The 24,572-nt window shown below is 72.1% G+C and carries 19 protein-coding genes and 1 pseudogene; 15 read left to right on the top strand and 5 right to left on the bottom strand.

From position 1 onward, the window contains the following. The first annotated feature begins 13 nt into the window (after positions 1 to 13). The 4 genes from HCJ93_RS10870 (at position 14) to HCJ93_RS10860 (ending at position 4,964) form a co-directional block, all read left to right on the top strand. Entirely contained in the window at positions 14 to 1,333 is a 1,320-nt protein-coding gene (locus HCJ93_RS10870; RefSeq protein ID WP_167993578.1) for a DUF6716 putative glycosyltransferase, read from the top strand. Positions 1,334 to 1,479: 146 nt separating this feature from the next. After that, a complete protein-coding gene (locus HCJ93_RS29155; protein ID WP_206317234.1) occupies positions 1,480 to 2,781 on the top strand; it encodes an acylneuraminate cytidylyltransferase in 1,302 nt (433 codons plus the stop codon). A gap of 99 nt (positions 2,782 to 2,880) precedes the next feature. After that, on the top strand, positions 2,881 to 3,816 hold the full coding sequence (locus tag HCJ93_RS29150; RefSeq protein ID WP_206317233.1) for an N-acetylneuraminate synthase family protein: 936 nt from the start codon (positions 2,881 to 2,883) through the stop codon (positions 3,814 to 3,816). Between the two features lie 8 nt (positions 3,817 to 3,824). After that, positions 3,825 to 4,964, top strand: a complete 1,140-nt coding sequence (locus HCJ93_RS10860) for a hypothetical protein (RefSeq protein ID WP_309141372.1) — start codon at positions 3,825 to 3,827, stop codon at positions 4,962 to 4,964. Here the strand turns inward: HCJ93_RS10860 and HCJ93_RS10855 are convergent. Further along, a pseudogene (locus HCJ93_RS10855) lies at positions 4,903 to 5,565 on the bottom strand (class I SAM-dependent methyltransferase); the annotation flags it as partial. The gene HCJ93_RS10860 and the pseudogene HCJ93_RS10855 sit on opposite strands and share 62 nt — an antisense overlap. Before the next feature lie 330 nt (positions 5,566 to 5,895). Here HCJ93_RS10855 and HCJ93_RS10850 point away from each other — a divergent pair. The 8 genes from HCJ93_RS10850 (at position 5,896) to HCJ93_RS10820 (ending at position 16,212) form a co-directional block, all read left to right on the top strand. Next, positions 5,896 to 7,125, top strand: coding sequence for a M20 family metallopeptidase (locus HCJ93_RS10850; RefSeq protein ID WP_167993830.1), 1,230 nt, complete (start codon positions 5,896 to 5,898; stop codon positions 7,123 to 7,125). A 296-nt stretch (positions 7,126 to 7,421) separates the two neighbouring features. Continuing rightward, positions 7,422 to 8,474 (top strand): BMP family lipoprotein, encoded by a 1,053-nt coding sequence (locus tag HCJ93_RS10845; RefSeq protein ID WP_167993574.1) that lies wholly within the window; start codon positions 7,422 to 7,424, stop codon positions 8,472 to 8,474. A gap of 759 nt (positions 8,475 to 9,233) precedes the next feature. Next, the gene (locus HCJ93_RS10840) at positions 9,234 to 10,280 is read left to right on the top strand and encodes a BMP family lipoprotein (protein ID WP_167993565.1); all 1,047 of its coding nucleotides are present in this window, start codon (positions 9,234 to 9,236) and stop codon (positions 10,278 to 10,280) included. Positions 10,281 to 10,475: 195 nt separating this feature from the next. After that, positions 10,476 to 12,053, top strand: a complete 1,578-nt coding sequence (locus tag HCJ93_RS10835) for an ABC transporter ATP-binding protein (protein ID WP_167993563.1) — start codon at positions 10,476 to 10,478, stop codon at positions 12,051 to 12,053. Then, a complete protein-coding gene (locus HCJ93_RS10830; RefSeq protein ID WP_167993561.1) occupies positions 12,053 to 13,177 on the top strand; it encodes an ABC transporter permease in 1,125 nt (374 codons plus the stop codon). Before HCJ93_RS10835 ends, HCJ93_RS10830 begins: the two co-directional genes overlap by 1 nt. Continuing rightward, on the top strand, positions 13,174 to 14,448 hold the full coding sequence (locus HCJ93_RS29395; protein WP_240967544.1) for an ABC transporter permease: 1,275 nt from the start codon (positions 13,174 to 13,176) through the stop codon (positions 14,446 to 14,448). The genes HCJ93_RS10830 and HCJ93_RS29395 overlap by 4 nt, the downstream gene beginning before the upstream one ends. Then, the gene (locus HCJ93_RS29390) at positions 14,445 to 14,855 is read left to right on the top strand and encodes a cytidine deaminase (protein ID WP_309141371.1); all 411 of its coding nucleotides are present in this window, start codon (positions 14,445 to 14,447) and stop codon (positions 14,853 to 14,855) included. The genes HCJ93_RS29395 and HCJ93_RS29390 overlap by 4 nt, the downstream gene beginning before the upstream one ends. Before the next feature lie 79 nt (positions 14,856 to 14,934). Beyond that, positions 14,935 to 16,212, top strand: a complete 1,278-nt coding sequence (locus HCJ93_RS10820; protein ID WP_206317248.1) for a thymidine phosphorylase — start codon at positions 14,935 to 14,937, stop codon at positions 16,210 to 16,212. Positions 16,213 to 17,418: 1,206 nt separating this feature from the next. On the opposite strand, the gene HCJ93_RS10815 is transcribed toward HCJ93_RS10820, so the two are convergent. Further along, positions 17,419 to 18,339, bottom strand: a complete 921-nt coding sequence (locus tag HCJ93_RS10815) for an AEC family transporter (RefSeq protein WP_167993557.1) — start codon at positions 18,337 to 18,339, stop codon at positions 17,419 to 17,421. Between the two features lie 202 nt (positions 18,340 to 18,541). Between HCJ93_RS10815 and HCJ93_RS10810 the strand changes: the two genes are divergently transcribed. Further along, positions 18,542 to 18,928, top strand: a complete 387-nt coding sequence (locus tag HCJ93_RS10810; protein ID WP_167993555.1) for an STAS domain-containing protein — start codon at positions 18,542 to 18,544, stop codon at positions 18,926 to 18,928. Here HCJ93_RS10810 and HCJ93_RS10805 read toward each other — a convergent pair. Continuing rightward, on the bottom strand, positions 18,812 to 19,825 hold the full coding sequence (locus tag HCJ93_RS10805) for a sigma-70 family RNA polymerase sigma factor (protein ID WP_167993553.1): 1,014 nt from the start codon (positions 19,823 to 19,825) through the stop codon (positions 18,812 to 18,814). The two genes, HCJ93_RS10810 and HCJ93_RS10805, sit on opposite strands and share 117 nt — an antisense overlap. 261 nt (positions 19,826 to 20,086) lie before the next feature. After that, entirely contained in the window at positions 20,087 to 21,430 is a 1,344-nt protein-coding gene (locus tag HCJ93_RS10800; protein WP_167993551.1) for an MFS transporter, read from the bottom strand. Between the two features lie 63 nt (positions 21,431 to 21,493). Between HCJ93_RS10800 and HCJ93_RS10795 the strand changes: the two genes are divergently transcribed. Next, positions 21,494 to 22,462: a LysR family transcriptional regulator gene (locus tag HCJ93_RS10795; protein ID WP_167993549.1), complete on the top strand. Its 969-nt coding sequence runs from the start codon at positions 21,494 to 21,496 to the stop codon at positions 22,460 to 22,462. A 36-nt stretch (positions 22,463 to 22,498) separates the two neighbouring features. Here the strand turns inward: HCJ93_RS10795 and HCJ93_RS10790 are convergent, their stop codons facing one another. Then, positions 22,499 to 23,254, bottom strand: a complete 756-nt coding sequence (locus HCJ93_RS10790) for an alpha/beta hydrolase (protein ID WP_167993539.1) — start codon at positions 23,252 to 23,254, stop codon at positions 22,499 to 22,501. A 154-nt stretch (positions 23,255 to 23,408) separates the two neighbouring features. Between HCJ93_RS10790 and HCJ93_RS10785 the strand changes: the two genes are divergently transcribed. After that, positions 23,409 to 24,566: an adenosine deaminase gene (locus HCJ93_RS10785; RefSeq protein WP_167993537.1), complete on the top strand. Its 1,158-nt coding sequence runs from the start codon at positions 23,409 to 23,411 to the stop codon at positions 24,564 to 24,566. Positions 24,567 to 24,572: the final 6 nt, after the last annotated feature.

The raw sequence follows: 24,572 nt of genomic DNA, 5'->3' as shown, positions 1-24,572 counted from the left end.
TAGCGTCGCCGACGTGCCAGCAAGAGCAACCAGAGCCCTGCGGGTCGCGGTCCTCGCGGATTCCGACACCCGATGGAAATGGGGCGCCCTCACCGCGCAACGCCTCGCGCAGGGCGGCGGCGACCGGCCGGCCCCGCGCCTCGACGGATTCCTGCTGCGCGGCCGGGCCACCCCGACCGCCCGTCAGCTGACCGAGGCCGGCGTCCGTGCCGACTCGGTCGGCGAGGTGACCGCGCCCGAGTTCCTGCGCATCATGCGCGACACCGATCACGACGTCCTGGTGCTCGCCCTGGTCGGCGGCGGCGTCCAGGCCCTGCTGCACGGCCTGCGGCACCTCTGGCGGGACCGGCCGCACCGGCCCGTGGTCGTCACCGGATACGTCGGGATCGTCTACGAGAAGCTCGCCGACGGCCTGCTGCTGCGGCACGGCGCCGACCTGGTCCTCGCCAACTCCCGCCAGGACGCGGAACGTTTCCGCGCGGTCTACGAGGGCGTGGGCGCCGACGCCGGCGCGGTCACCGAGGTCGCGCTGCCGTTCCTCGGCGGGGCGCCCTACGCCGGCCCCCGCGAGCCGTACACGGTGGTGTTCGCCGCCCAGCCGTCCGTCCCGGAGAGCCGCAAGGACCGTACGTACGTGCTGGAACGGCTGATACGGCACGCCCGCACCCACCCCGAGCGCGAGGTGCTGCTCAAGCTCCGCTCCCGGCCCGGCGAACACACCACCCACATCGAGGAACTCCCGTACCAGAAGCTGGCTCAGCGGCTCGACCCGCCACCCAATCTGCGCCTGGTGTACGGGCACATGGGCGAGGTGCTCGACCGCGCCGACCTGCTGGTCACGGTCAGCTCCACGGCCGCCCTCGAGTCCCTGCACCGGCGCATCCCCACGGCGATCCTCACCGACCTGGGCGTGCGCGAGTCCCTCGGCAACCACCACTTCATCGGCTCCGGCTGCCTCGCCTCCTTCGACCAGCTCGACGCCGGCCACCGGCCGGAGCCGAACCCGGAGTGGACCGCCCGTCAGGGCGTGGCCGCGGACGGAACGTACGAGCCGGCCTTCGACGCGGCCCGCGAGCGCCTGCTCGAGCTGCTCTCCGCACCCGGACTGCCGCCACTGACCCCCTACTACACACCGGACACCGCGCCCGGCTACCTCCCCGGCATCCTCGCCCGCCACCACCTCGCGCCCGACGGCAGCCCCCTGCCCGGAGCGCCGGCGGCCCACCGGCGGCCCGGCCCGCTGCGCCGGATCGTGCGGCGGGCCGCCCGCGGCGCCTACCGCCACGGGGTGCAGCGCGTGGCGCCCGTCGTCCGGCGGATGGGAGAGCTGTGAACGCCGTCCGGCGGACGGGGGGAGCTGCGCACTCCCCCGCCCGCGCCGGCGATGCGCCGCCCACCGGACCGGCGAACGAGGACCCCGCCCCGCCGGTGAACCGCCCCTCCGCCTCACCCGCCCCCTCGCCCCCAGGAGTGCACGCCATGCCCGAATCGCCGGCCGCCACCGCGCGGTCCACCGCACCACGGCGCCGGGTGCTCGCCGTCATCCCCGCGCGCGGCGGCTCCAAGGGCGTGCCCGCGAAGAACCTCGCCCCGGTCGGCGGCGTCCCGCTGGTGGTCCGTGCGGTGCGCGAGTGCCGGGGCGCCCGGCGGGTCACCGACGTGGTGGTGTCCACCGACGACCAGGCGATCGCCGCCGCCGCACGCCAGGCCGGCGCCGAGGTGGTGACCCGGCCCGCCGCCCTCGCCGGGGACACCGCCACCTCCGAGACCGCCGTCCTGCACGCCCTGGACGCCCACGAGGCGCTGCACGACGTTCGCGTGGACGCCGTGCTGCTGGTCCAGTGCACCAGCCCGTTCCTGCTCGCCGAGGACCTCGACCGGGCCGCCGCCGCGGTCACCGAGCGGGGCGCCGACACGGCGGTGACCGTGGCCCCGTTCCACGGCTTCCTGTGGCGCGAGGGCGGCGACGCCTCCGGCGGCACGGACGGCTCGGCGGGCACGGGCGGGACGAGCGGAGGGGGTGAGACGGCCGCACCCGCCGGAGCCCACGGCGTCAACCACGACAAGACCTTCCGCCCCCGCCGCCAGGACCGTCCCGAGGACCTGCTGGAGACCGGTGCCGCCTATGCCATGGACGCGCACGGCTTCCGCACCCACCGGCACCGCTTCTTCGGCCGCACCGCCCTGGTGCGCACCGACCCCGCCCGGGTCCTGGAGATCGACGACCCGCACGACCTCGCCCGCGCCCGGGCCCTCGCACCGCTCCTGGACGCGCACCGGCCCGGCGCCCTGCCGACCGCCGCCGACATCGACGCGGTCGTCCTCGACTTCGACGGCACCCAGACCGACGACCGGGTGCTGATCGACGCCGACGGGCGGGAGCTGGTCGCCGTGCACCGCGGCGACGGTCTGGGCGTCGCCGCGCTGCGCCGCAGCGGACTGCGGCTGCTGATCCTCTCCACGGAGCAGAACCCGGTCGTCGCCGCCCGCGCCCGCAAGCTGCGCGTCCCCGTGCTGCACGGCGTCGACCGCAAGGACCTCGCACTCAAGCAGTGGTGCGAGGAGCAGGGCATCGCGCCGAAGCGCGTGCTCTACGTCGGCAACGACGTCAACGACCTGCCGTGCTTCGCCCTGGCCGGCTGGCCCGTGGCCGTCGCCAGTGCCCATGACGCGGTGCGCGGCGCCGCCCGCGCGGTCACCACCGCGCCCGGCGGTGCGGGCGCCGTCAGGGAGATCGCCGGCTGGCTCCTCGGCCCGTCCCTCGACTCCCTGCCCGGCTGACCCCCTGGCCACAGATCCCCGGGTCACCCCCGAACCACGGCAACCCGGGTCACCCCGACCCCGAGCCATCCGAGCAACTTCAGTGAGGAAGTCCCACCCATGAGCAACTCCCGTATCCGCACCCTCGGTTCCCGCGAGGTCGGCCCGGGCCGGCCCGTCTACATCACCGGCGAGATCGGCATCAACCACAACGGCGACCTCGGCAACGCACTCCGGCTGATCGACGCCGCCGCCGACGCCGGCTGCGACGCGGTCAAGTTCCAGAAGCGCACCCCCGAGATCTGCACCCCACGCGACCAGTGGGACCTCGAACGCGACACCCCCTGGGGCCGGATGACCTACATCGACTACCGGCACCGGGTGGAGTTCGGCGAGGACGAGTACCGGCAGATCGACGCGTACTGCAGGCAGAAGGGGATCGCCTGGTTCGCCTCCCCGTGGGACATCGAGTCCGTCGCCTTCCTGGAGAAGTTCGACGTGCCCGCCCACAAGGTCGCCTCGGCCTCGCTCACCGACGACGAGCTGCTGCGCACCCTGCGCTCCACCGGCCGCACGATCATCCTGTCCACGGGCATGTCCACCCCGAAGCAGATCCGCCACGCCGTGGAGGTCCTCGGCAGCGACAACATCGTCCTCTGCCACGCCACGTCCACCTACCCGGCGAAGGCCGAGGAGCTGAACCTCCGCGTCATCGACACCCTGCGCCAGGAGTACCCGAACGTGCCGATCGGCTACTCCGGCCATGAGACCGGACTGCAGACCACCCTCGCCGCGGTCGCCCTCGGCGCGTGCTTCGTCGAGCGTCACATCACCCTCGACCGCGCCATGTGGGGCTCCGACCAGGCCGCCTCGGTCGAACCGCAGGGCCTGCAGCGGCTGGTCCGCGACATCCGCACCATCGAGGCCTCCCTCGGCGACGGCGTGAAGAAGGTCTACGAGTCGGAGCTCGCCCCGATGCGCAAACTGCGCCGCGTGCCCGGCGTGATCGCCGAGGCGGAGATCGCCGCCGCCGCGGGCGAGCCGCTGACCGTCTGAGCGGGCCGGTGATCCCCCGCGCCGGGAAGGCCGGCCCCCACACCCTCGCCTTCGTCGAGAGCCCGGTACAGCTGCTGAACGTGCTGGAGTGGGCGCACCTGCACGCCCCCGGCGCGGGGATCACCCTGGTGGTGCCGGCCCCCGTCGACCCGATGACCCGCGGCCAGCTGCGCCGCATGGCCGGACTGGCCCGCGAGGAGGGCCACACCGTCCGCTGGGAGGAGGCGCGCCGCGGCCCCACCGCCCCGCTGCGGACCGCGGGCGGCCTGGCCGGCCTGCTGCGCCGCGCCCACCGGGTCGTCCTCGGCGACCCGTTCTCCCGCTACGTCCAGCTGCTGCTGACCATCACGCGTGCCCGCGAGGTGGTGGTCGTCGACGACGGCACGGCCACCATGGAGTTCGTCGGCCAGCTCGCCCGCGGCGAGCGGCTGGTCCGCTGGCACCGCACGGGCGGCAGGGCCGGCCCCCGCGATCTCCTCCTCGCCCCCGTCTCCGCCGCCGCCCGGCGCCGCCTCACCCCGCACGGCGAGCGCCGCGTCGAGGTCTTCTCCTCCATGCCGGTGGCCGGCAGCCCGCCCGGCGTCACGGTCACCGCCAACGCCTTCGCCTGGACCCGCGCCCGCTTCGGCCCGCCCCGCATCACCGAGGGCACCGATCTGGTGGGGACCTCCCTGGTGGAGACCGGCGTGGTCGACGACGCCGCCTACCTGGAGGCCGTCCGCGCCCTGGCCGCCGCGCACGGCGCGACCCGCTACTTCGCCCACCGCAGGGAGAGCGCGGACAAGCTCCACCGGCTCGCCGTGCGGACCGGCCTGCAGATCGTCCGCCCGGAACTCCCGCTGGAGCTCATAGCCCGCCGGGGCCCGATCGGCTGCACCGTCCTCAGCTTCCCGTCCACGGTCGTCCACACCCTGCCCCTGGCGCTCGCCGGCACCGGCGTCCGCGTGGCGGTCTGCGACATCGACCCCGCCTGGCTCACCGGCCACGCCTCCCCCCGCGCCCACGGCTTCCTCACCACCGTGACCGCCACGGCCCGCGACGCCCACCGCCTGGCCGCGGCGGCCTGCCCGTGCCCTGGTCCTCATCGGGCCGGCGGGCCAGGAGCAGGGCGCGGGGGCGCTTCTCCTCGCCCTCCGGCTCCCGCATGACCTGCGCCGTGAGCTCCAGGCCGCCCTTGCGGAGGTGGCCGGTCACGGTCGCCGGGGTGCGCCAGTAGTAGTCGAGGGACACGGCGCGCCCGAAGCGTTCGTCCCTGTGCAGGGTGCCGTCCTCCTCGCCGGACTGGAAGGCGAGCAGCACCGGGGCGCCCGGCAGCAGCACCCGCCGGAACTCGGCGAACAGCGACGGCAGATGCGCGTCGGGCACATGGATCACCGAGTACAGCGCCACGATCCCGCCGAGCGTCGCGGACGGCAGGTCCAGGTCGGTCATCGACCCCACGTGGAAGCGCAGCCCGGGATGCGCCTCGCGGGCCAGCGCCACCATGCGGGGCGAGAGATCCACGCCGAACACCGGCAGCCCCGACCGGTGCAGCCGGGCGGTGACGTGACCGGACCCGCAGCCCAGGTCCGCGACCGGGGCGGGTGCGCCGTTCTCGCTGCGGCCCGCCAGTTCCGCGAAGGCGGCCAGCAGCGCGCGTTCCAGGGGCTGATCGCTCAGGCCGTCCGCGTAGCGGTCGGTGTACTCCGCGGCGAAGGCGTCGTACGCGGCGCGGGTGCGGTGCAGGAACTCCGGCTCGGGTGCGCGCATGGGCCCGAACCTAGCCAGCACACCCGGCCGGTGTCCGCCAGTTGAACCGGTCGGCGTGGAAGGCGCCAGGCGTGGTAACCGTGTGGTGAACGGGCGCGCGCCGCCGCCGAGGCGGAAGATGTGAGGGAAGTCACTCTCGGCAGGTCGGGCGGCCGGCCCGACGCGGGCCCAACGGCCCGCACCTCAATGAAAAGAGCGAGAAGCTTACCCATCTTGATGGGCAGCCATGCGTAGGGCGGCAAGATTTTCTTCCCCTAAGGGGTTGAATTTTCTTGATCAGGGGTCGGCCGGCGGCCTCCGCGCCCTACTCTTCAAAGGGTGAAGCCACTGATGTCACTGGAGTCCGAGATCGATCTCCCCGGGGGAGCGGTGCTTCCCGGTGCGCTCCCCGAGGCCCTGCGGGCCGAACTCGTGGCGTTCCGGCGCGATCTGCACATGCACCCCGAGCTCGGCAACCAGGAGTTCCGCACCACCGCCGCGATCAAGGAACGGCTCGTACGCGCCGGACTCGAGCCGCGCGTCCTCTCCGGCGGAACCGGACTCGTCTGTGACATCGGCGTACCGCAGGACCGGACCGCCGGCCCGGCGATGCTCGCCATGCGCGCCGACATCGACGGTCTGCCCATTCCCGACATGAAGGCCGACTGCCCGTACCGGTCCGTCGTGCCCGACCGCGCGCACGCCTGCGGTCACGACGTGCACACCACGGTCGTCCTCGGCGCCGGCCTCGTCCTGGCCGAACTGCACCGCCAGGGCCTGCTGCCCCGCCCGGTGCGGCTGATCTTCCAGCCCGCCGAGGAGGTGCTGCCCGGCGGCGCCGCCGACACCATCGAGGACGGCGTGCTCACCGGTGTCGGCCGGATCATCGCCGTGCACTGCGACCCGCGCGTCGACGCCGGCAGGATCGGGCTGCGCGAAGGCGCCATCACCTCGGCCTGCGACCGGCTGGAGATCGCCCTCGACGGGCCCGGCGGCCACACCGCCCGCCCGCACCTGACCACCGACCTGGTCACCGCCGCGGCCCGGGTCGTCACCGACGTCCCCGCGCTGGTCGCCCGGCGGGTCGACAGCCGCAGCGGACTCGCCGTCACCTGGGGCCGGATCGAGTCCGGCCACGCCCCCAATGTCGTCCCGCAGCACGCGGAGCTCTCCGGCACGGTGCGCTGCCTCGACCTCGACACCTGGCGCCAGGCGCCGGACATCGTGGTCGCCGCCATCGACGAGGTGGCCAACCTGCACCGGGCCAAGTCCGAGATCAACTACGTGCGGGGCGTGCCGCCGGTCGTCAACGAGCCCGGCGTCACCGAGCTGCTGCGCGACGCGATGATCGCCCGGCGGGGCGTGGAGTCGGTGGAGGGCACCGAGCAGAGCCTCGGCGGCGAGGACTTCTCCTGGTACCTGGAGCACGTTCCGGGCGCGATGGCGCGGCTCGGGGTGCGGACGCCGGGGGAGCGGATCGTCCGGGACCTGCACCAGGGCGACTTCGACGTGGACGAGCATGCGATCACCGTCGGGGTGGAGCTGTTCACGGCGGCGGCGCTGCTGGACGCGTTGCGCTGAATCGCGTCGGGTCTCGTCCCGGTTGTTCCGTTCCCGGTTGTTCTCTCGTCCCGGTCGTTCCGGGGCCGTCGCTCCAGCCTCGATGACCCCGTCTGCCCCTCTCCGCTTGCGGGCGCGGCGAGGGAGGGGCAGCGTGGTGCCTGCCGCACAGGTACATGCGCTCAGCACCGATGCACCGGCCATCGGCACGAATGGATAACGGCCCCGCGGTACCCCGTTCCCAGGAGTGTCTACGCGCGTTAATGTGCGCCGAACCGAGCACCCGCTGCGGGGCTTTGGAGAATGGGGAACTTCAGATGCGTCGGATATCCAAACTGACCCGCGTCGCGGTGGGGGTCGCGTCGCTCGCACTCGCCGCCACTGCCTGCGGCGGCACCAGTTCTGACAACGGAGACAGCGGCGGGTCCTCCAAGCAGGACCGCGGGCTCGCCATCGCGTACGACATCGGCGGCAAGGGTGACCAGTCCTTCAACGACGCCGCCTTCTCCGGCCTGCAGAAGGCGAAGAAGGAGTTCGGCTACAAGACCGCCGACGTCGAGCCGACCGAGGGCGAGACCGATGCGGACAAGGAGCAGCGGCTGGCGTCCCTCGCCCGGCAGGGCTACAACCCGGTCATCGGCGTCGGATTCGCCTACGGGCCGGCGATGAAGGCGGTGGCCTCCAAGTACCCGGACACCACCTTCGGCATCGTCGACTCCGTGGTCGAGGGCGACAATGTCGCTTCGCTGGTCTTCGCGGAGGAGCAGGCGTCCTACCTGGCCGGCGTGGCGGCGGCCAAGGCGACCAAGACGAAGACGGTCGGCTTCGTGGGCGGTGTGGACATTCCGCTGATCCACAAGTTCGAGGCCGGTTACAAGCAGGGTGTGCAGGACACCGACCCCAAGGTCAAGGTGATCTCGCAGTACCTGACGCAGACCGCCGAGGAGGGTGGCTTCTCCAGCCCCGACAAGGGCAAGGCGGCGGCCGAGGGTCAGATCGAGAAGAACGCCGACGTCATCTACCAGGCGGCGGGTCTCTCCGGTCAGGGTGTCATCGAGGCGGCGGCCAAGGCGAAGGTCTGGGCGATCGGTGTCGACTCGGACCAGTACAAGCAGGAGGCGCTGGCCAACTACAAGGACTTCATCCTCACGTCCGCGCTGAAGGACGTCGGTGGTGCGGTCTACGCGCTGGCCAAGTCGGTGCATGACGACAAGCCGCTGACCGGGACGCAGGTGTTCGACCTGAAGGTCGACGGTGTGGGCCTGTCCGAGAGCAACCCGAAGATGAACGAGGTCGAGGGTCTGCAGGAGGCGGTCGCCGAGGCCAAGGAAGGCATCATCGACGGCTCCATCAAGGTCAAGACGGAGTAACTGACTCCTTCCCCTCTCTCGTCCACCTCCCAGCGGGCGGCGACCCTCCGGTCGCCGCCCGCTGCGTCTGCGGCTGCGGCATGGGTGCGGTGCGCTTCGTTCCGCCTGCGGGTGGGTGGGGGTGCACGTTTGATGACCCGGCTGCGGCCCGGTGGGGTGCGCGTCTCGGCTGGGCCTGCGGCTCGGTGAGGTCCGCGTTCGGTTGTGCTTGCGGGTGGGTGGGGGGCGCTTCGTTCTCGCCTGTGGGTGGGTGGGGGTGGGCGAGGAGATGGCTGCGGCTGCGGCTCCGGTGGGGGTGCGTGTAGCGCCTGCGGGGGTGGGTGCGTCGGGGCCGGGGTGGTGGTGTGTGTCCTCGGTCTGGCGCGGAATCGGTCGCTTCAAGGGTTCTGCGGACGCGCCGGCCGCTGCGGGCGGACACCACCACCCCGTCACCTCCCCGCCGCGCGCGACTGCGGCACGCCCAAGACCGACGGGCTGCGCGCCGTGCGCGGGTGCGGGCAGTCGTGCCGCTGGGGTGATGAGGGGTCCCCGTCCCTGCGAGGGAGCTGGCGCAAACTCACCAGTGCCCGAGACAGGCGTGGGGGCCGGAGAATTGCGACTGAACGTAACCGGCCGGCTGCCCTGAGCCCCCTTCAGCACGGGCGGATAACAAGGTGGACAGAAGGGGTTTTCAGGCAGGTCTACGCGCGTTACTCTGCGGCGAAGCCAGCGCCGAAGCTGAAAACGTCCCGGCGCTTTGTACGACTAGGAGCACCACACATGCGCCGGATTTCCCGGATCACGGTCGCAGGCGCAGCGACCGCCTCCCTGGCCCTCGCCCTCACCGCCTGCGGCGGCACCTCCACGTCGGCCAACGCCGAGAGCAAGGAGGACAAGGGCCTCGCCATCGCCTACGACGTCGGCGGCAAGGGCGACCAGTCCTTCAACGACGCCGCCTACGCCGGTCTGGAGAAGGCGAAGAAGGAGTTCGGCTACAAGACCGCCGACGTGGAGCCCACCGAGGGCGAGACGGACGCGGACAAGGAGCAGCGCCTCGTCTCCCTGGCCAAGCAGGGCTACAACCCGGTGATCGGTGTCGGCTACGCCTACGCCTCCGCCGTCAAGGGCGCCGCCGAGAAGTTCCCGGACACCACCTTCGGCATCGTCGACGACGCCACCATCGAGGCGGACAACGTCGCCGACCTGGTGTTCTCCGAGGAGCAGGCCTCGTACCTCGCCGGCGTCGCCGCCGCCAAGGCCACCAAGACCAAGACCGTCGGCTTCATCGGCGGCGTGGACATCCCGCTGATCCACAAGTTCCAGGCCGGGTTCGAGCAGGGCGTCAAGGACACCGACCCCAAGGTCAAGGTGATCTCGCAGTACCTGACGCAGACCGCGGAGGAGGGCGGCTTCTCCAGCCCGGACAAGGGCAAGGCCGCCGCCGGGGGCCAGATCGAGAAGAAGGCCGACGTGGTGTACGCCGCGGCCGGTCTGTCCGGTCAGGGCGTCATCGAGGCCGCCGCCGCCAACAAGGTGTGGGCGATCGGTGTGGACTCCGACCAGTACAAGCAGGAGGCCCTGGCCAAGTACAAGGACTCCATCCTGACCTCGGCGATGAAGGATGTCGCCAAGGCGGTGTACAACCTGGCGAAGTCGGTCGAGGAGGGCAAGCCCGAGACCGGTATCGTCAGGGGCGATCTGAAGACGGGTGAGGTGAGCCTGTCGAACTCCAACCCGAAGTTCGCGGAGAACGCCGAGATCCAGGAAGCCATCGCGAACGCGAAGGAGAAGATCGTCAACGGCGAGATCAAGGTCAAGTCGAGCTGAGCCAGCAAGACCCCCGCGGGGTCGCGCGCGCTCGGCGGGGTGCGGGAGGTCGGACTCCCGCACCCCGCCGAAGCAGTGCGCCACCCCTCCGTATGCCGTAGGGGCGCTACGCGTGTAGACGACCCCCGTCCCCATGGAGAGTGCGCCATCAACGCGTCCAGCAGCCCTCCGGCCGGATCGGCGGCGGGCGGTCAGGTGACCGCCGTCGAGCTTGCCGGGATCACGAAGCGTTTCCCCGGCGTCGTGGCCAACCACGACATCCACCTCACCGTCCGCAAGGGCACCGTTCACGCCCTCGTCGGCGAGAACGGCGCCGGCAAGTCGACGCTGATGAAGATCCTCTACGGCATGCAGAAGCCGGACGAGGGCACCATCGCCGTCGACGGCGAGAAGGTCCACTTCAACTCGCCCGCCGACGCCATCGCCCGCGGCATCGGCATGGTCCACCAGCACTTCATGCTGGCCGACAACCTCACCGTCCTGGAGAACGTCGTCCTCGGCAGCGAGAAGCTGTACGGCATCGGCGCCCGGGCCCGCCGCAAGATCAAGGAGATCTCCGAGCGCTACGGCCTCGACGTCCGCCCCGACGCCCTCGTCGAGGAACTCGGCGTCGCCGCCCGCCAGCGCGTGGAGATCCTCAAGGTCCTCTACCGCGGCGCCCGCACCCTGATCCTGGACGAGCCGACCGCCGTGCTCGTCCCGCAGGAGGTCGACGCCCTCTTCGAGAACCTGCGCGAGCTGAAGTCCGAGGGCCTGTCGGTCATCTTCATCTCCCACAAGCTCGGTGAGGTGCTCTCCGTCGCCGACGAGATCACCGTCATCCGGCGCGGCACCACGGTCGGCACGGCCGTCCCCGCCGAGACCACGCCCCGCCAGCTCGCCGAGATGATGGTCGGCAGCGAGCTGCCCACCCCCGAGACCGCCGAGTCCACGGTCACCGACCGGCCGGTCATCGAGGTGGACAAGCTGCGTCTCGCCGCACCCGGCGGCAAGGCGCTGCTCGACGACATCAGCTTCACCATCCACGAAGGCGAGGTCCTGGGCATCGCCGGTGTCGAGGGCAACGGCCAGACCGAGCTGGTCGACGCCCTCATCGGGCTGCGCCCCGCGGACTCCGGAGTGATCCGGCTGGCCGGCGAGGAGATCACCGCCTGGCCCACCCGCAAGCGCCGCGAGCAGGGCATCGGCTACATCCCCGAGGACCGCCACCGCCACGGCCTGCTCCTCGAGGCCCCCCTCTGGGAGAACCGCATCCTCGGCCATGTCACCGAGAAGCCCAACGCCAAGGGCTTCTGGCTGGACCCGAAGGCGGCCCAGGAGGACACCCGCCGCATCGTCGCCACCTACGACGTGCGCACCCCCGGCATCGACGTCACCGCCGCCTCCCTGTCCGGCGGCAACCAGCAGAAGCTGATCGTCGGCCGCGAGATGAGCCACAAGCCGCGCTTCCTGATCGCCGCCCACCCCACCCGTGGTGTGGACGTCGGCGCGCAGGCCGCGATCTGGGACCACATCCGTGAGGCGCGCCGCGAGGGCCTCGCCGTCCTGCTGATCTCCGCGGACCTGGACGAGCTGATCGGCCTGTCCGACACCCTGCGCGTGATCTATGACGGCAAGCTGGTCGCGGACGCCGACCCGTCCACCATCACCCCGGAGGAGCTCGGCTCCGCCATGACCGGCGCCGCCTCCGGCCACCTCGAGCACGACGAGACCCCCGAGACCACGGCCGAGGTGTCCAAGGCCCCCGAGTCTCCGGAAGACGAGGCCCGCTGATGAAGAAGTTCGACAAGGAGCGCGTGCTCCTCGCGGTGGCCGGACCGGTCATCGCGCTCGCCGTGGCCTTCGTGCTGAGCGCGATCGTGCTGGTCGCCTCCGGCAAGAACCCCGTCGAGCCGTTCGCCCTGATGTTCGAGCAGGCGACGTTCTCCGATGTCCAGGTCCTGATCATCAACCAGGCCTCGATGTACTACATCGCCGCGCTCGCGGTGGCCATCGGCTTCCGGATGAACCTGTTCAACATCGGCGTCGACGGCCAGTACCAGCTCGGCGCCATGCTGGCCGCCATCGTCGGCGCGCACATGAACCTCCCGGCCGTGCTGCAGATCCCGCTGCTGCTGCTCACCGCGGTCCTCACCGGCGCCTTCTGGTCCGGCGTCGCCGGCGTGCTGAAGGTGACCCGCGGCGTGAGCGAGGTCGTCGCCACGATCATGCTCAACGCGATCGCGACCTCCGTCATCGGCTACCTGTGGCTGCCCACCGTCTTCGGCGTCAAGGTCGGCAACAACAACACCACCGGCGAGATGCACGAGTCCGGCTGGGTCCCCGGCATCGACATGGGCGCCGCCGGCGAGATCTACGGCCTGGTGATCCTGGCCGTGCTGCTCGGCATCGGCTACTGGGTCGTGCTCAACCGCACCCGCTTCGGCTTCGACCTGCGCGCCTCCGGCGCCTCCGAGACCGCCGCCGCGGCCAGTGGCGTCGATCCCAAGCGCATGGTGCTCACCGCCATGCTGCTCTCCGGCGCCGTCGCGGGACTCGCCGGCCTGCCGATCCTGCTCGGCGGCTCGCACACCTACAACCTCAGCTTCCCCACCGGCATCGGCTTCCTGGGCATCGGCATCGCCCTGCTCGGCCGCAACAGCCCGGTCGGCATCGCCTTCGCCGCGCTGCTGTGGGCCTGGCTCGACAAGGCCTCGCCCGAGCTGGACTTCCACGGCTACGACAAGGAGATCGCGGTCATCATGCAGGGCCTGATCGTCCTCTCGGTCGTCGTCTCCTACGAGGCCGTCCGTGAGTGGGGCCTGCGCCGCCAGCAGCGCCGGGTCGGCGCGGAGCTCGCCGCGGGCCACTTCATCGGCGCCGAGAACAACGTCAAGAAGGAGGTGGCTGGCCGATGACCGCTCCGACCTCCGCCGTCGACGTCAACCAGCCCACGCTGCAGCCCGCGGCGCCGACCGGCCGCCGCCTGTCGCTGCCGGTGCTGATGCTGGTCATCGCCGGAGCCCTGGCGCTGGCCTCGATCGTCCGGCTCATCACGGGCGCCAACGGCATCACCAACGTCAGCCAGATGTCCACCGCGCTGGAGCTCGCCGTCCCGATCGGCCTGGCCGGCCTCGGCGGTCTGTGGGCCGAGCGCTCCGGCGTCATCAACATCGGCCTCGAGGGCATGATGATCCTCGGCACCTGGTTCGGTGCCTGGGCCGGCTTCCAGTGGGGCCCGTGGACCGGTGTGCTCGTCGGCCTCGCCGGCGGCGCCATCGGCGGCCTGCTGCACGCCATCGTCACCGTCACCTTCAAGGTCAACCACATCGTCTCCGGTGTGGCGATCAACATCCTCGCCCTCGGCGCCACCCGCTACCTCGCCCCGCTCGCCTTCGTCGGGCACAAGGGCGGCTCCGCCAAGCAGTCCCCGGCGGTCGAGTCCCTCGGCGAGTTCACCGTGCCCGGACTCTCCGACTGGCTGCGGGACCTCAACGCCCAGGGCTGGTTCTTCATCTCCGACATCGCCGGTCTGCTCGGCGGCCTGGTCACCAACGTCTCCTGGCTGACCCTGATCGCCGTCGCGCTGGTCCCCGCCACCTGGTGGGTGCTGTGGCGCACCGCCTTCGGCCTGCGGCTGCGCTCCTGCGGCGAGAACCCGATCGCCGCCGAGTCCCTCGGCGTCAACGTCTACAAGTACAAGTACATCGCGGTCGTCATCTCCGGCGCCCTGGCCGGCCTCGGCGGCGTGTTCCTGTCCATCGTGGCCAACCCCTTCTACCTGGAGGGGCAGGTCAGCGGCCGCGGCTTCATCGGCCTCGCCGCGATGATCTTCGGCAACTGGATGCCGGGCGGCCTCGCCATCGGCGCGGGACTGTTCGGCTACACCGACAGCCTCAACCTGCGCGGCGGCTCCGCCAACGTGCACGCCCTGCTGCTGCTCGGTGCGCTGCTGCTGGTCATCGGCGCCATCTGGCTGGCGGTCCGCAAGAAGTACACCGGCGCGGGCATCACCCTCGTCGTCGGCGCGCTGATGTTCACCTGGTACTCCGTCACCAACGAGGTGCCCAACCAGGTCGTCGCCGCCACCCCGTACGTCGTCACCCTCGTCGTCCTGGCCCTGTCCGCGCAGCGGCTGCGGATGCCGAAGGCGAACGGGCTGCCCTACCGGAAGGGGCAGGGCAAGTGACCGGCCCCCGGGCCGTCGACGACATCGACTGGGAGGCGCTGCGCGCCGTCGCCCGGGACGCCATGGCCCACGCCTACGCCCCCTACTCGGGCTACCCGGTCGGTGTCGCCGCCCTGGTCGACGACGGGCGCACCGTCTCCGGCTGCAACGTGGAGAACGCCTCCTACGGGCTCAGCCTGTGCGCCGAGTGCGGCCTGGTCTCCGAGCTGCAGCGCACCGGCGGCGGCCGGCTGACGCACTTCACCTGCGTCGACGGCGACGGCCAGATCCTCGTCCCGTGCGGCCGCTGCCGGCAGCTGCTCTACGAGTTCGGCGGCCCCGGACTGCTGCTCGAGACCCCCAAGGGCATCGTGTCCCTGGCGGAGATGCTGCCGCAGGCCTTCACCCCGAAGCACCTCGACAAGTAACCCCCCTCCGGCCCCTGGGACCCGTGTGGTTCCGGGGGCCGCCCCCTTCGCACTCCCGGAAGGAACGCCAGCCATGGCCATGGACGCCATCTCCGTCATCCGCACCAAGCGGGACCGCGGTGAACTCAGCGACGAGCAGATCGACTGGGTCATCGACGCGTACACCCGCGGGGAGGTGGCCGACGAGCAGATGTCGGCCCTCGCCATGGCCATCCTGCTCAACGGGATGAACCGCCGGGAGATCGCCCGCTGGACCGCCGCGATGATCGCCAGCGGCGAGCGCATGGACTTCTCCTCCCTGTCCCGGCCCACCGCCGACAAGCACAGCACCGGAGGGGTCGGTGACAAGATCACCCTCCCGCTCGCCCCGCTGGTCGCCGCCTGCGGCGCCGCCGTCCCCCAGCTCTCCGGCCGCGGCCTCGGCCACACCGGAGGCACGCTCGACAAGCTGGAGTCCATCCCCGGCTGGCGCGCACTGCTCTCCAACGAGGAGATGCTGCGCGTCCTCGACGAGGTCGGCGCCGTCATCTGCGCCGCCGGCGACGGCCTGGCCCCCGCCGACAAGAAGCTCTACGCCCTCCGCGACGTCACCGGCACCGTGGAGGCGATCCCGCTGATCGCCTCCTCCATCATGTCCAAGAAGATCGCCGAGGGCACCGGCTCGCTGGTCCTGGACGTCAAGGTCGGCAGCGGCGCCTTCATGAAGACCCTCGAGGACGCTCGCGAACTGGCCTCCACCATGGTCGGTCTGGGCACCGACCACGGCGTCAGGACCGTCGCCCTGCTCACCGACATGTCCACCCCCCTCGGCCTGACCGCGGGCAACGCCCTCGAGGTCCGCGAGTCCCTCGAGGTCCTGGCCGGCGGCGGGCCCAAGGACGTCGTCGACCTCACCCTCGCCCTGGCCCGCGAGATGCTCGACGCGGCCGGCCTGACGGACGCCGACCCGGCCAAGGCCCTCGCCGACGGCTCCGCCATGGACGTCTGGCGCCGCATGATCTCCGCCCAGGGCGGCGACCCCGACGCCCCTCTGCCCACCTCCCGCGAGCAGCACGTCGTCAAGGCGCCCGCCTCCGGCACCCTCACCCGCCTCGACGCCTACGACGTCGGTGTCGCCGCCTGGCGCCTCGGCGCGGGCCGCGCCCGCAAGGAGGACCCGGTCCAGGCCGCCGCCGGCATCGAACTCCACGCCAAGCCCGGCGACCAGGTCACCGAGGGCCAGCCTCTCCTCACCCTCCACACCGACACCCCCGACCGCTTCCCCTATGCCCTCCAGGCCCTCGAGGGCTCCTACGACATCACCGCCGATGCGGCCGCCTTCTCCCCGTCCCCGGTGGTACTGGAACGGATCGCCTGAGCGGGGCTCGCCCGCATCTCCCCGATCTCCGGGATCCCCGCGATCCCGGAGATCGTCTTCATTTAGCGAAGCAATTTCTGCACGGGTCTCCCCTGAATCGCCCAACTGCATCAAACTAGTGAACACTTGACGGTCCAACAGTTGAGTGCACGAGGAGGGTGAGACCATGACCGCGAGGCAGGCTTGGGCGGTTGGCGGCTCGGTCATACTGGCGGGAGCGGTGAACGTGGCCACCGGAATGCTGACGGAGAACTGATCCGTCGCCTGGGGCGCCGGAGCGGCGGTGCTCCTGCTGCTCTCCGCGGCCGTCGCCGTCTGGCGAGCGCGCACGGAGGGAGCACCAGCTCGGCTGAGTTCACCACCTGAACGCAGCCAGGAAGTCCCGCGTGGGAAGAGCGGCGGCTCCGTGCGGCTGTCCCTCACCATCGAGCGAAAGAACTAGGCGCGTCGGCAGGGTGAGAGCCCGAGTCGTGAGCGACGGAACACCGGTGTCGTGCACCCGGCCCTGTCTCTCAGGGCCGGGTGGCGGCGGGGGAGCGGGAGCTGTGGCGCCCTCCCCGGGCAGCCGGATCGCGGGCCCTACCCCCAGGCCTCCCGGCACAGACCCACGGCCTCGGTCGACGCCACGCCGTCCGCCCGGCGGCACAACTCGCGCATCTCCTCGGGCCGGGCGTCCGGCCGAGGCCGCCCCCGGGGCGGCACCTCGGACCCGGACCGCCGTTCCTTCGGCCGGCGCCGCTCGGGCCGTGCGGAAGCGGGTGGACGCGGACGGGCCGTGGTCCGTTCCTGCGGCACTGCGGTCCGGGGCCGCTGGACAGCCGACGGAGTGTCAGGCCGGGCCGTACGACCGCTCTCGGGCGCGGGCCGCTGCGGGCCGGGCGCGGTTCGGACCAGTGCGGAGCGCGGCGGGGGAGGGGCAGCCTGCCGGGTGGGTGACGGGGACGCCGCCGGTTCCGGAGCGGCCGAGCCGTGCCGGTCGTGCGGGTGGCGGTCGGAGGAGGCCGGCACCGTGGCGCAGCCCGTCGTGGTCAGCAGGGCGAGGAGCAGCGGCAGGAACGTCGGCGGGCGATGGGGCACCTGCCCACTGTGCGGGACGGACGGGCTCCGGCGGGCGGACATCGCCCTGCCGATCACCTCAAGGAGGTACGCGTCGCGGGAGGCTGCCGATCTCACCTGACCGACCGCCCGTCGCTGCGGGGCCGCAGCTCATCCGAGGAGCGCCGCCACCACGACCAGTACCGGGACGGAGAGTGCCGTGGAGATGAGGATGGCGTCCCGGGCCAGGCGTTCGCCCACGCCGTAGGTGGCGGCGTAGGTGTAGAGGTTCTGGGCGGCCGGGAGGGCCGAGGTGACCACCACGTCGAGGAGTGGGGGGCCGGTGAGTCCGAAGAGGCCCGCCGCCAGGGCCCAGGCGGCGAGCGGCTGGCCGGCCGACTTCAGGGCAACGGCGAGCAGGACCGTGCCGCGTTCGCCGTCGCGGAGCGGCAGGGTGCTGCCGCGCAGGGAGATGCCGAAGGCGAGAAGGACGGCGGGGACGGCCATGTTGCCGATCAGGGTGACGGGGTCCATGACCGGGCCGGGGACGGTGATCCCGGAGGCCGACGCCGCGACACCGGCCAGGGAGCCCAGGGCGATGGGGTTGCGCAGGGGGGTGAGCAGGCGTCGCCAGAGAGGGAGTTTCCCGCCCGTGGTCGACAGATCGAGGATCGTCAGGGCTACGGGGGTGACGCCGATGAGCTGGAAGAGGAGCACCGGGGCGACGAGGGAGGCGTCGCCGAGGACGTACACCGCGATCGGAATGCCGAGGTTCCCGGCGTTGACGTAGCCGGCGCACAGGGCGCCGATGGTGGTGCGGGCCACTCCCCAGCGGCGTACGACACCGACCGCGATGAAGATGCCGGCCACCGCGGCTGTGCTCAGGGCGGTGACCAGGAGGCGTTCGGAGAAGACGACGGACAGGTCCGCCCGCGCGAGGGTGGTGAACAGCAGAGCCGGTGAGGCCACGTGGAAGGCCAGCTTGGTCAGCACCGCGCTGCCCTGGGTGCCCAGGAACCCCCGCCGTCCGATGACATAGCCGACGCCGATGACGACCGCGATCACCGCGAACCCGCTCAGCACCCCCTGCACGCCGGCCCCTCGGACGGGAAGGACGGGAACGATCTATGGCACATACAGCCAACCCTCGGCGCAGGCCCGCCCCGGGGTCAATGTGACCGCTCGCACCCGCGGTGAGCCACGGGCCCCGCACCCGCGGTGAGTCACGGGCCCCCGCACCCGCGGTGAGTTACGGCTCCCGCACGCGCGGTGAGTTACGGCTCCCGCGCCCCCGATGAGTTACGGCTTCCCGCCCGGTCTACCGATCGTGGACGCCAAGACACCGCCTGTGCTCGTGCTGCGCGGCCCCCTCCTCGCCCGGGGCGAGGTGCGGGGGCCGTGCGAGGCGGTGCGGGCCCTGCTGGACGGCCCCGGCACGGTGGTGGTGTGCGACGTCGGCGGCCTGGGGCCACCCGGTCTCGCCGCCGTGAACCTCCTCGCCCGGCTCCAGCTGACCGCACGCCGGGCGGGCGGGCGGATACGGCTGCGTGATCCGGACCCGGCCCTATGCTCCTTGCTCGACCTGGTCGGTCTCCGCTTCGAGGTGGAGCGGCAGCCCGAACAGCGGGAACCAGCGCTTGGTGTCGAGGAAGCAGTGGAACCCGGTGATCCGGCCGTCTGAGATCTCCAGCGCCTGCACGGCCCACGGGGTGAAGCCCCCGCTCTCCGGGTCGGGCTTGTACTGGGCGAACCCGGGCAGCCCGTTGACCTGCACGGGCACCAGCTTCGAGCCGGCGCACGGCGCGCCCAGCGTCGTCATGAAGCCGGTGATGTCCTCCGGGCCGGTCAGCCACAGGTCGAACGGCGGCATCGTCATGATGGCGTCCTCGTGCAGCAGCTGCGTCAGCGCCGACATGTCGTACCCCTCGAACGCGGCGACATAGCGCTCCAGCAGCTTCTGCTGCTCCTCGTCCAGCGGGTCGGAGACCGCTGCCTCCTCGCCCGGCTGCCGCCGCTCGGCGAGGGTGGCCCGGGCCCGCTGCAGCGCGCTGTTGACCGAGGCGACGGAGGTGCCGAGCAGCTCGGCGACCTCGCTCGCCTTCCAGGCCAGCACCTCGCGCAGGATCAGCACCGCGCGCTGCTTGGGCGGCAGCTGCTGCAGCGCGGCCATGAAGGCGAGCCGCACGGACTCCTTGGCGACGGCCGCCTCCGCCGGGTCCTCGGTGGTGGGCAGCACTCTCGAGTCCGGCATGGGCTCCAGCCAGGTGTTGTCCGGGCGCGGCGACAGGGCGGCCTGCGCCAGCGGCGTGGACTCGGTCAGGTCCATCGGGCGGGCGCGTCTGTTGCCGGCCGTCAGCATGTCCAGGCAGACGTTGGTCGCGATCCGGTACAGCCAGGACCGCAGGCTGGAACGCCCTTCGAACTTGTCGTAGCTGCGCCAGGCGCGGACCATCGTGTCCTGCACCGCGTCCTCCGCCTCGAAGGAGGAGCCGAGCATCCGGTAGCAGTACCCGGTCAGCTCGACGCGGTACGCCTCCAGCTTGTCGTCCAGGTCGGTCGTCGCCGTGCCGTTCGTCATCGCCCACCCACCCCTGTGGCTTCCGTGGCGGCGCCTCTTCGCGCCCACACTCCGGAAGCTACAGCAGCCCACTGACAATGGCGCCCCGAGTCGGAAAAGCCGCCCGGGTACCCACTTCGGACTTGCGGGACGGCTCAGGTCCGGTTTCCCCGGCAGCCCGGGGCGCGTCCTGGACCGGCAGTCGTGACGGCCCGCGCACCGGGCCGCGGTGCGCCTTCGACCGGCAGCCGCGACCGGCCGGCTGCCGGGCCCCGGCCCCGCTCAGCAGCTCGCCGAGCGCACCCTCACCGGCGTACCGGACCGCATCGCCGCCAGCGACCCGATCACCGTGATCGCCACGACGCCCGCCACCGCCAGCAGGCCGACGCCGACCGTCCCGGCCCAGCCGCCCGCGTGGAAGGCCACCGCCCCCACCGTGCTGCCCGCGCTGGAGCCGACGTAGTACGCCGACTGGTACAGCGCCGCGGCCTGCGCCCGCCCCCGCGTCGCGGTCTTCCCGACCGCCGACGAGGCGACCGCGTGCCCCGCGAAGAAGCCCGCCGTGATCAGCACCAGGCCCAGCAGCACCGGCACCAGCGCGTCGGCCAGGGACAGCAGCAGACCCGCCGCCGTCGTACCCCCGGCCGCGTACAGCGCGCCCCGGCGGCCGAGGCGCCCCACCAGGCGGCCGGCCGCCGACGCGGAGACCGTGCCGACCAGGTAGACCAGGAAGACCGAGCCGACGATGCCCTGCGGCAGCGAGAACGGGGCCTCGGTCAGCCGGTACCCGATCACCGTGTAGACGCCGCCGAACACCGTCATGAACAGCGCACCGATCGCGTACAGCCGGCGCAGCAGCGGATCGGCGAGGTGGCCGCGCACGGTACGCGCCAGGACACCCGGGCGCAGCGAACCGGCACGGAAGTGCCGGGGTGCCGGCAGCAGCAGCCGGAAGGCCACCGCGCAGCCCACCGCGATCACCCCGATCAGTGCGACGGCGACCCGCCAGCCCCATTCCTGGGCGGCCCAGCCGGTGATGACCCGGCCGCTCATGCCGCCGACGCTGTTCCCGGCCACGAACAGACCGATCGCGGTGACCAGCGCCTTCGGCCGGACCTCCTCCGCGAGGTACGCGGTCGCCGAGGCGGGCAGTCCGGCCAGCGCCGCACCCTGCACGGCCCGCAGGGCGACCAGCCACCCCAGCGACGGCGCGAACGGGACCAGCAGCCCCACCGTCACCGCGACCGCCAGCGACGCCGTCATGACCGTGCGCCGCCCGAACCGCTCCGACAGCGCGCTCATCGGCAGCACGAACACCGCGAGCCCGCCCGTGGCCGCCGCCACCGTCCAGCTCGCGTCGCTCGCGCTGACCTGGAAGTCGCCGGAGATCAGCGGCAGCAGCGCCTGCGTGGAGTACAGCAGGGCGAACGTGGCCACACCCGCGAGGAAGAGAGCGAAGCTCATCCGCCGGTAGCCCGGTCCACCAGGAGCCATACGCGCGTCCACAGCAGAGGAGGAGGCGGAGGAAGAAACAGGAGCCGGAGAGGCGGCAGGAGCAGGAGAGGCGGCGGAGGGAACGGAGCCGGCGCCCGCGGTGGCGGACGCCCCGGTACTGGCGGGAGTCATGCCTCGACGGTATGTACGCCCGGACTCATCCGTCCAATGCATGGATTCGCCATAATTGTTCCCATGGTGCATCAGCAGAGTTCAGGGACCCGCCTGTCACAGTCCGGTGACACAGAAGACATTCCCGAGCGGGAGATGTCGCTGCTCCTGGCCCCCCGCCTCGCCCACTTCGCCGGTGTCGCCCGCACCGAGCACGTGACCCGCGCCGCCCAGCAGATGCAGGTGCCGCAGTCGACGCTGTCGCGGGCCATGGCCCGCCTCGAACAGGACCTCGGCGTCGATCTGTTCGCCCGCCACGGACGCACCGTCTCCCTCACCCCGGCGGGCCGCACCTTCCTCACCTCGGTCGAGCGGGCGCTCGCCGAGATCGAACGCGCCGTGGAGGAGGTGCGCGCGGACGCCGACCCGGCCACCGGCAAGGTCGCCTTCGGCTTTCTGCACACCATGGGCGCCGAGACCGTCCCCGGCCTGCTGCAGGCCTTCCGCGCCGGCCACCCGCGCGTCCGCTTCAGCCTGGTCCAGAACTACGGCGAGGCCATGCTGGAGCGGCTGCGGGCCGGCGAACTCGACCTGTGCCTGACCTCGCCGGTGCCCGACGCCCCCGACCTCGTCGCCCGGCGCCTGGACGAGCAGAAGCTGCGCCTGGTCGTCCCCGCGGACCACCGGCTCGCCTCCCGCCGCCGCATCCGCCTGGCCGAGGCGGCCGACGAAACCTTCGTCACCCTGGAGCCCGGCTACGGTCTGCGGCGGATCACGGACAACCTGTGCGCCGAGGCGGGTTTCCGGCCGAAGGTCGCCTTCGAGGGCGAGGAGGCGGAGACCCTGCGGGGCCTGGTGGCGGCGGGCCTGGGCGTGGCGCTGCTGCCGCCGCCGACCGTGCCCCGGCCGGGGGTGGTGGAGCTGACGGTCACCGCGCCGCGGGCGGTGCGCGAGATCGGCGTCGCCTGGCTGGCCGGGCACCCGGACACGCCCCCGGTGGCCGCCTTCAAGAAGTTCCTGCTCTCCCGCCGCGGCAACCTGCTGCCGACGTGAGGCCCGCGCCGCCTGCGAAGGGAGCAACACGTGCCGCTACCGCCACCGCCCGAATCCGGAGGCCAGCGGCATCCGCAGACCCAGCGGCGGCGGTGCCGCCAGCGCGTCCCGCACCGGGCGCGCGAAGTTCCTGCCGAAGAGCACACCCATCACGAAGTCCTCGGCGAGGGCGAGCACTTCGTCCCGGTACTGGTGCAACCCGTGGCCGTCGGCGTGGACTTCGAACCGGCACACGTCCCGGTTGGCCTTCTTCGCCCGCGCGGCGAGGCGGAAGGACAGCTCCGGGTCGGTGCGTGCGTCGTTGGTGCCGTGCACGATGAGCACCTGACGTCCCACCAGTTGCTTCACCGGTTCGGGTGAGTCCGCGCCCTCCTCACGGGGCAGCCAGGGGGCCAGCGCCACCACGGAGGTGACGGCCTCGTGCCCGCCCGCCCGCAGCGCGGCCCGGGCGCCCATCCCGGTCCCGGCCAGACACACCGGCACGTCCCCGTACCGGCGTACGACCTCGTCGGCGGCCCACTCCGCGTCGCTCGCCAGATGAGCCCACTCCCCGTTCCAGCCCCGGTAGCGGTAGTGGACGACATGGACCGCCAGCCCCTCCTCCCGCCCGGCGCGGCCCAGGCGGCGGCCGAGCGCACGGACGGAGGCGGCGGCCAGCAGCGGGGACGGTCTGCGGTGGGAGGTCTCCTCCCCGTCGGGGAGCAGCAGCACCACTCCGCTCACCGCTGTCGGCTCGGAGCCGAACGTCCTCCCCAGCCGGGCCCTGCGGACCGGCGACGCTTGCTGTGCCATGGCAGAACATTGTCAGAAGGGCGGGCGCACGCCACCCGTCCGTGCGGTCACCGTTGCGTATCGGCGACCACCGGGCAGCACCGGGCACCTGACCCGGGAATTCCCCCCGCCCGGCATCTACGCGCGTAGGACGACAAGGGGTTATGGTGCGGAAATGACGAGCCAGACCATTGCGAACACCCCGACACCGGACCAGATCCGCCGGGCGCCCAAGGTTCTGCTGCACGACCACCTCGACGGCGGCCTGCGCCCCGGCACCGTCGTGGACCTGGCCCGGGAGACCGGCTACTCCCAGCTCCCCGAGACCGACCCGGACAAGCTCGCCCTGTGGTTCCGGGAGGCCGCCGACTCCGGTTCCCTGGAGCGCTATCTGGAGACGTTCTCGCACACCGTCGGCGTGATGCAGACCCGCGAGGCGCTGGTCCGGGTCGCCGCCGAGTGCGCGGAGGACCTCGCCGAGGACGGCGTCGTCTACGCCGAGGTGCGCTACGCCCCCGAGCAGCACCTGGAAGGCGGCCTCACGCTCGAAGAAGTCGTCGAGGCGGTCAACGAGGGCTTCCGGCTGGGGGAGCGGCGCGCCAGGGAGAACGGGCACCGCATCCGGATCGGTGCCCTGCTGACCGCGATGCGGCACGCCGCCCGCGCCCTGGAGATCGCCGAACTCGCCAACCGCTACCGGGACCTGGGCGTCGTCGGCTTCGACATCGCGGGCGCCGAGGCCGGTTACCCGCCCACCCGGCACCTGGACGCCTTCGAGTATCTGAAGCGGGAGAACAACCACTTCACCATCCACGCCGGTGAGGCCTTCGGGCTGCCGTCCATCTGGCAGGCGCTGCAGTGGTGCGGCGCCGACCGGCTCGGCCACGGGGTGCGCATCATCGACGACATCACCGTCCGCGACGACGGCACCGTGCAGCTCGGCCGGCTCGCCTCCTACGTCCGCGACAAGCGCATCCCGCTGGAGATGTGCCCCAGCTCCAACCTCCAGACGGGGGCGGCCTCCTCCTACGCCGAGCACCCGATCGGGCTGCTGCGCCGGCTGCACTTCCGCACCACGGTGAACACCGACAACCGGCTGATGTCCCACACCAGCATGAGCCGGGAATTCGAGCAGCTGGTCGAGGCATTCGGCTACACGCTCGACGACATGCAGTGGTTCACCGTCAATGCGATGAAATCAGCGTTCATTCCTTTCGACGAACGACTGGCCATGATCAATGACGTGATCAAGCCGGGCTATGCGGAACTGAAATCCGAATGGCTGTTCCGGCAGACGCCCTCCACCAGCGGTTTTTCCGCCGAGAAGGGCTGAGCGGCA

The organism is Streptomyces composti (genome assembly GCF_012034205.1).
Classification (GTDB): Bacteria; Actinomycetota; Actinomycetes; order Streptomycetales; family Streptomycetaceae; genus Streptomyces; species Streptomyces composti.
This window is presented reverse-complemented; position numbering and strand designations above follow the sequence as displayed.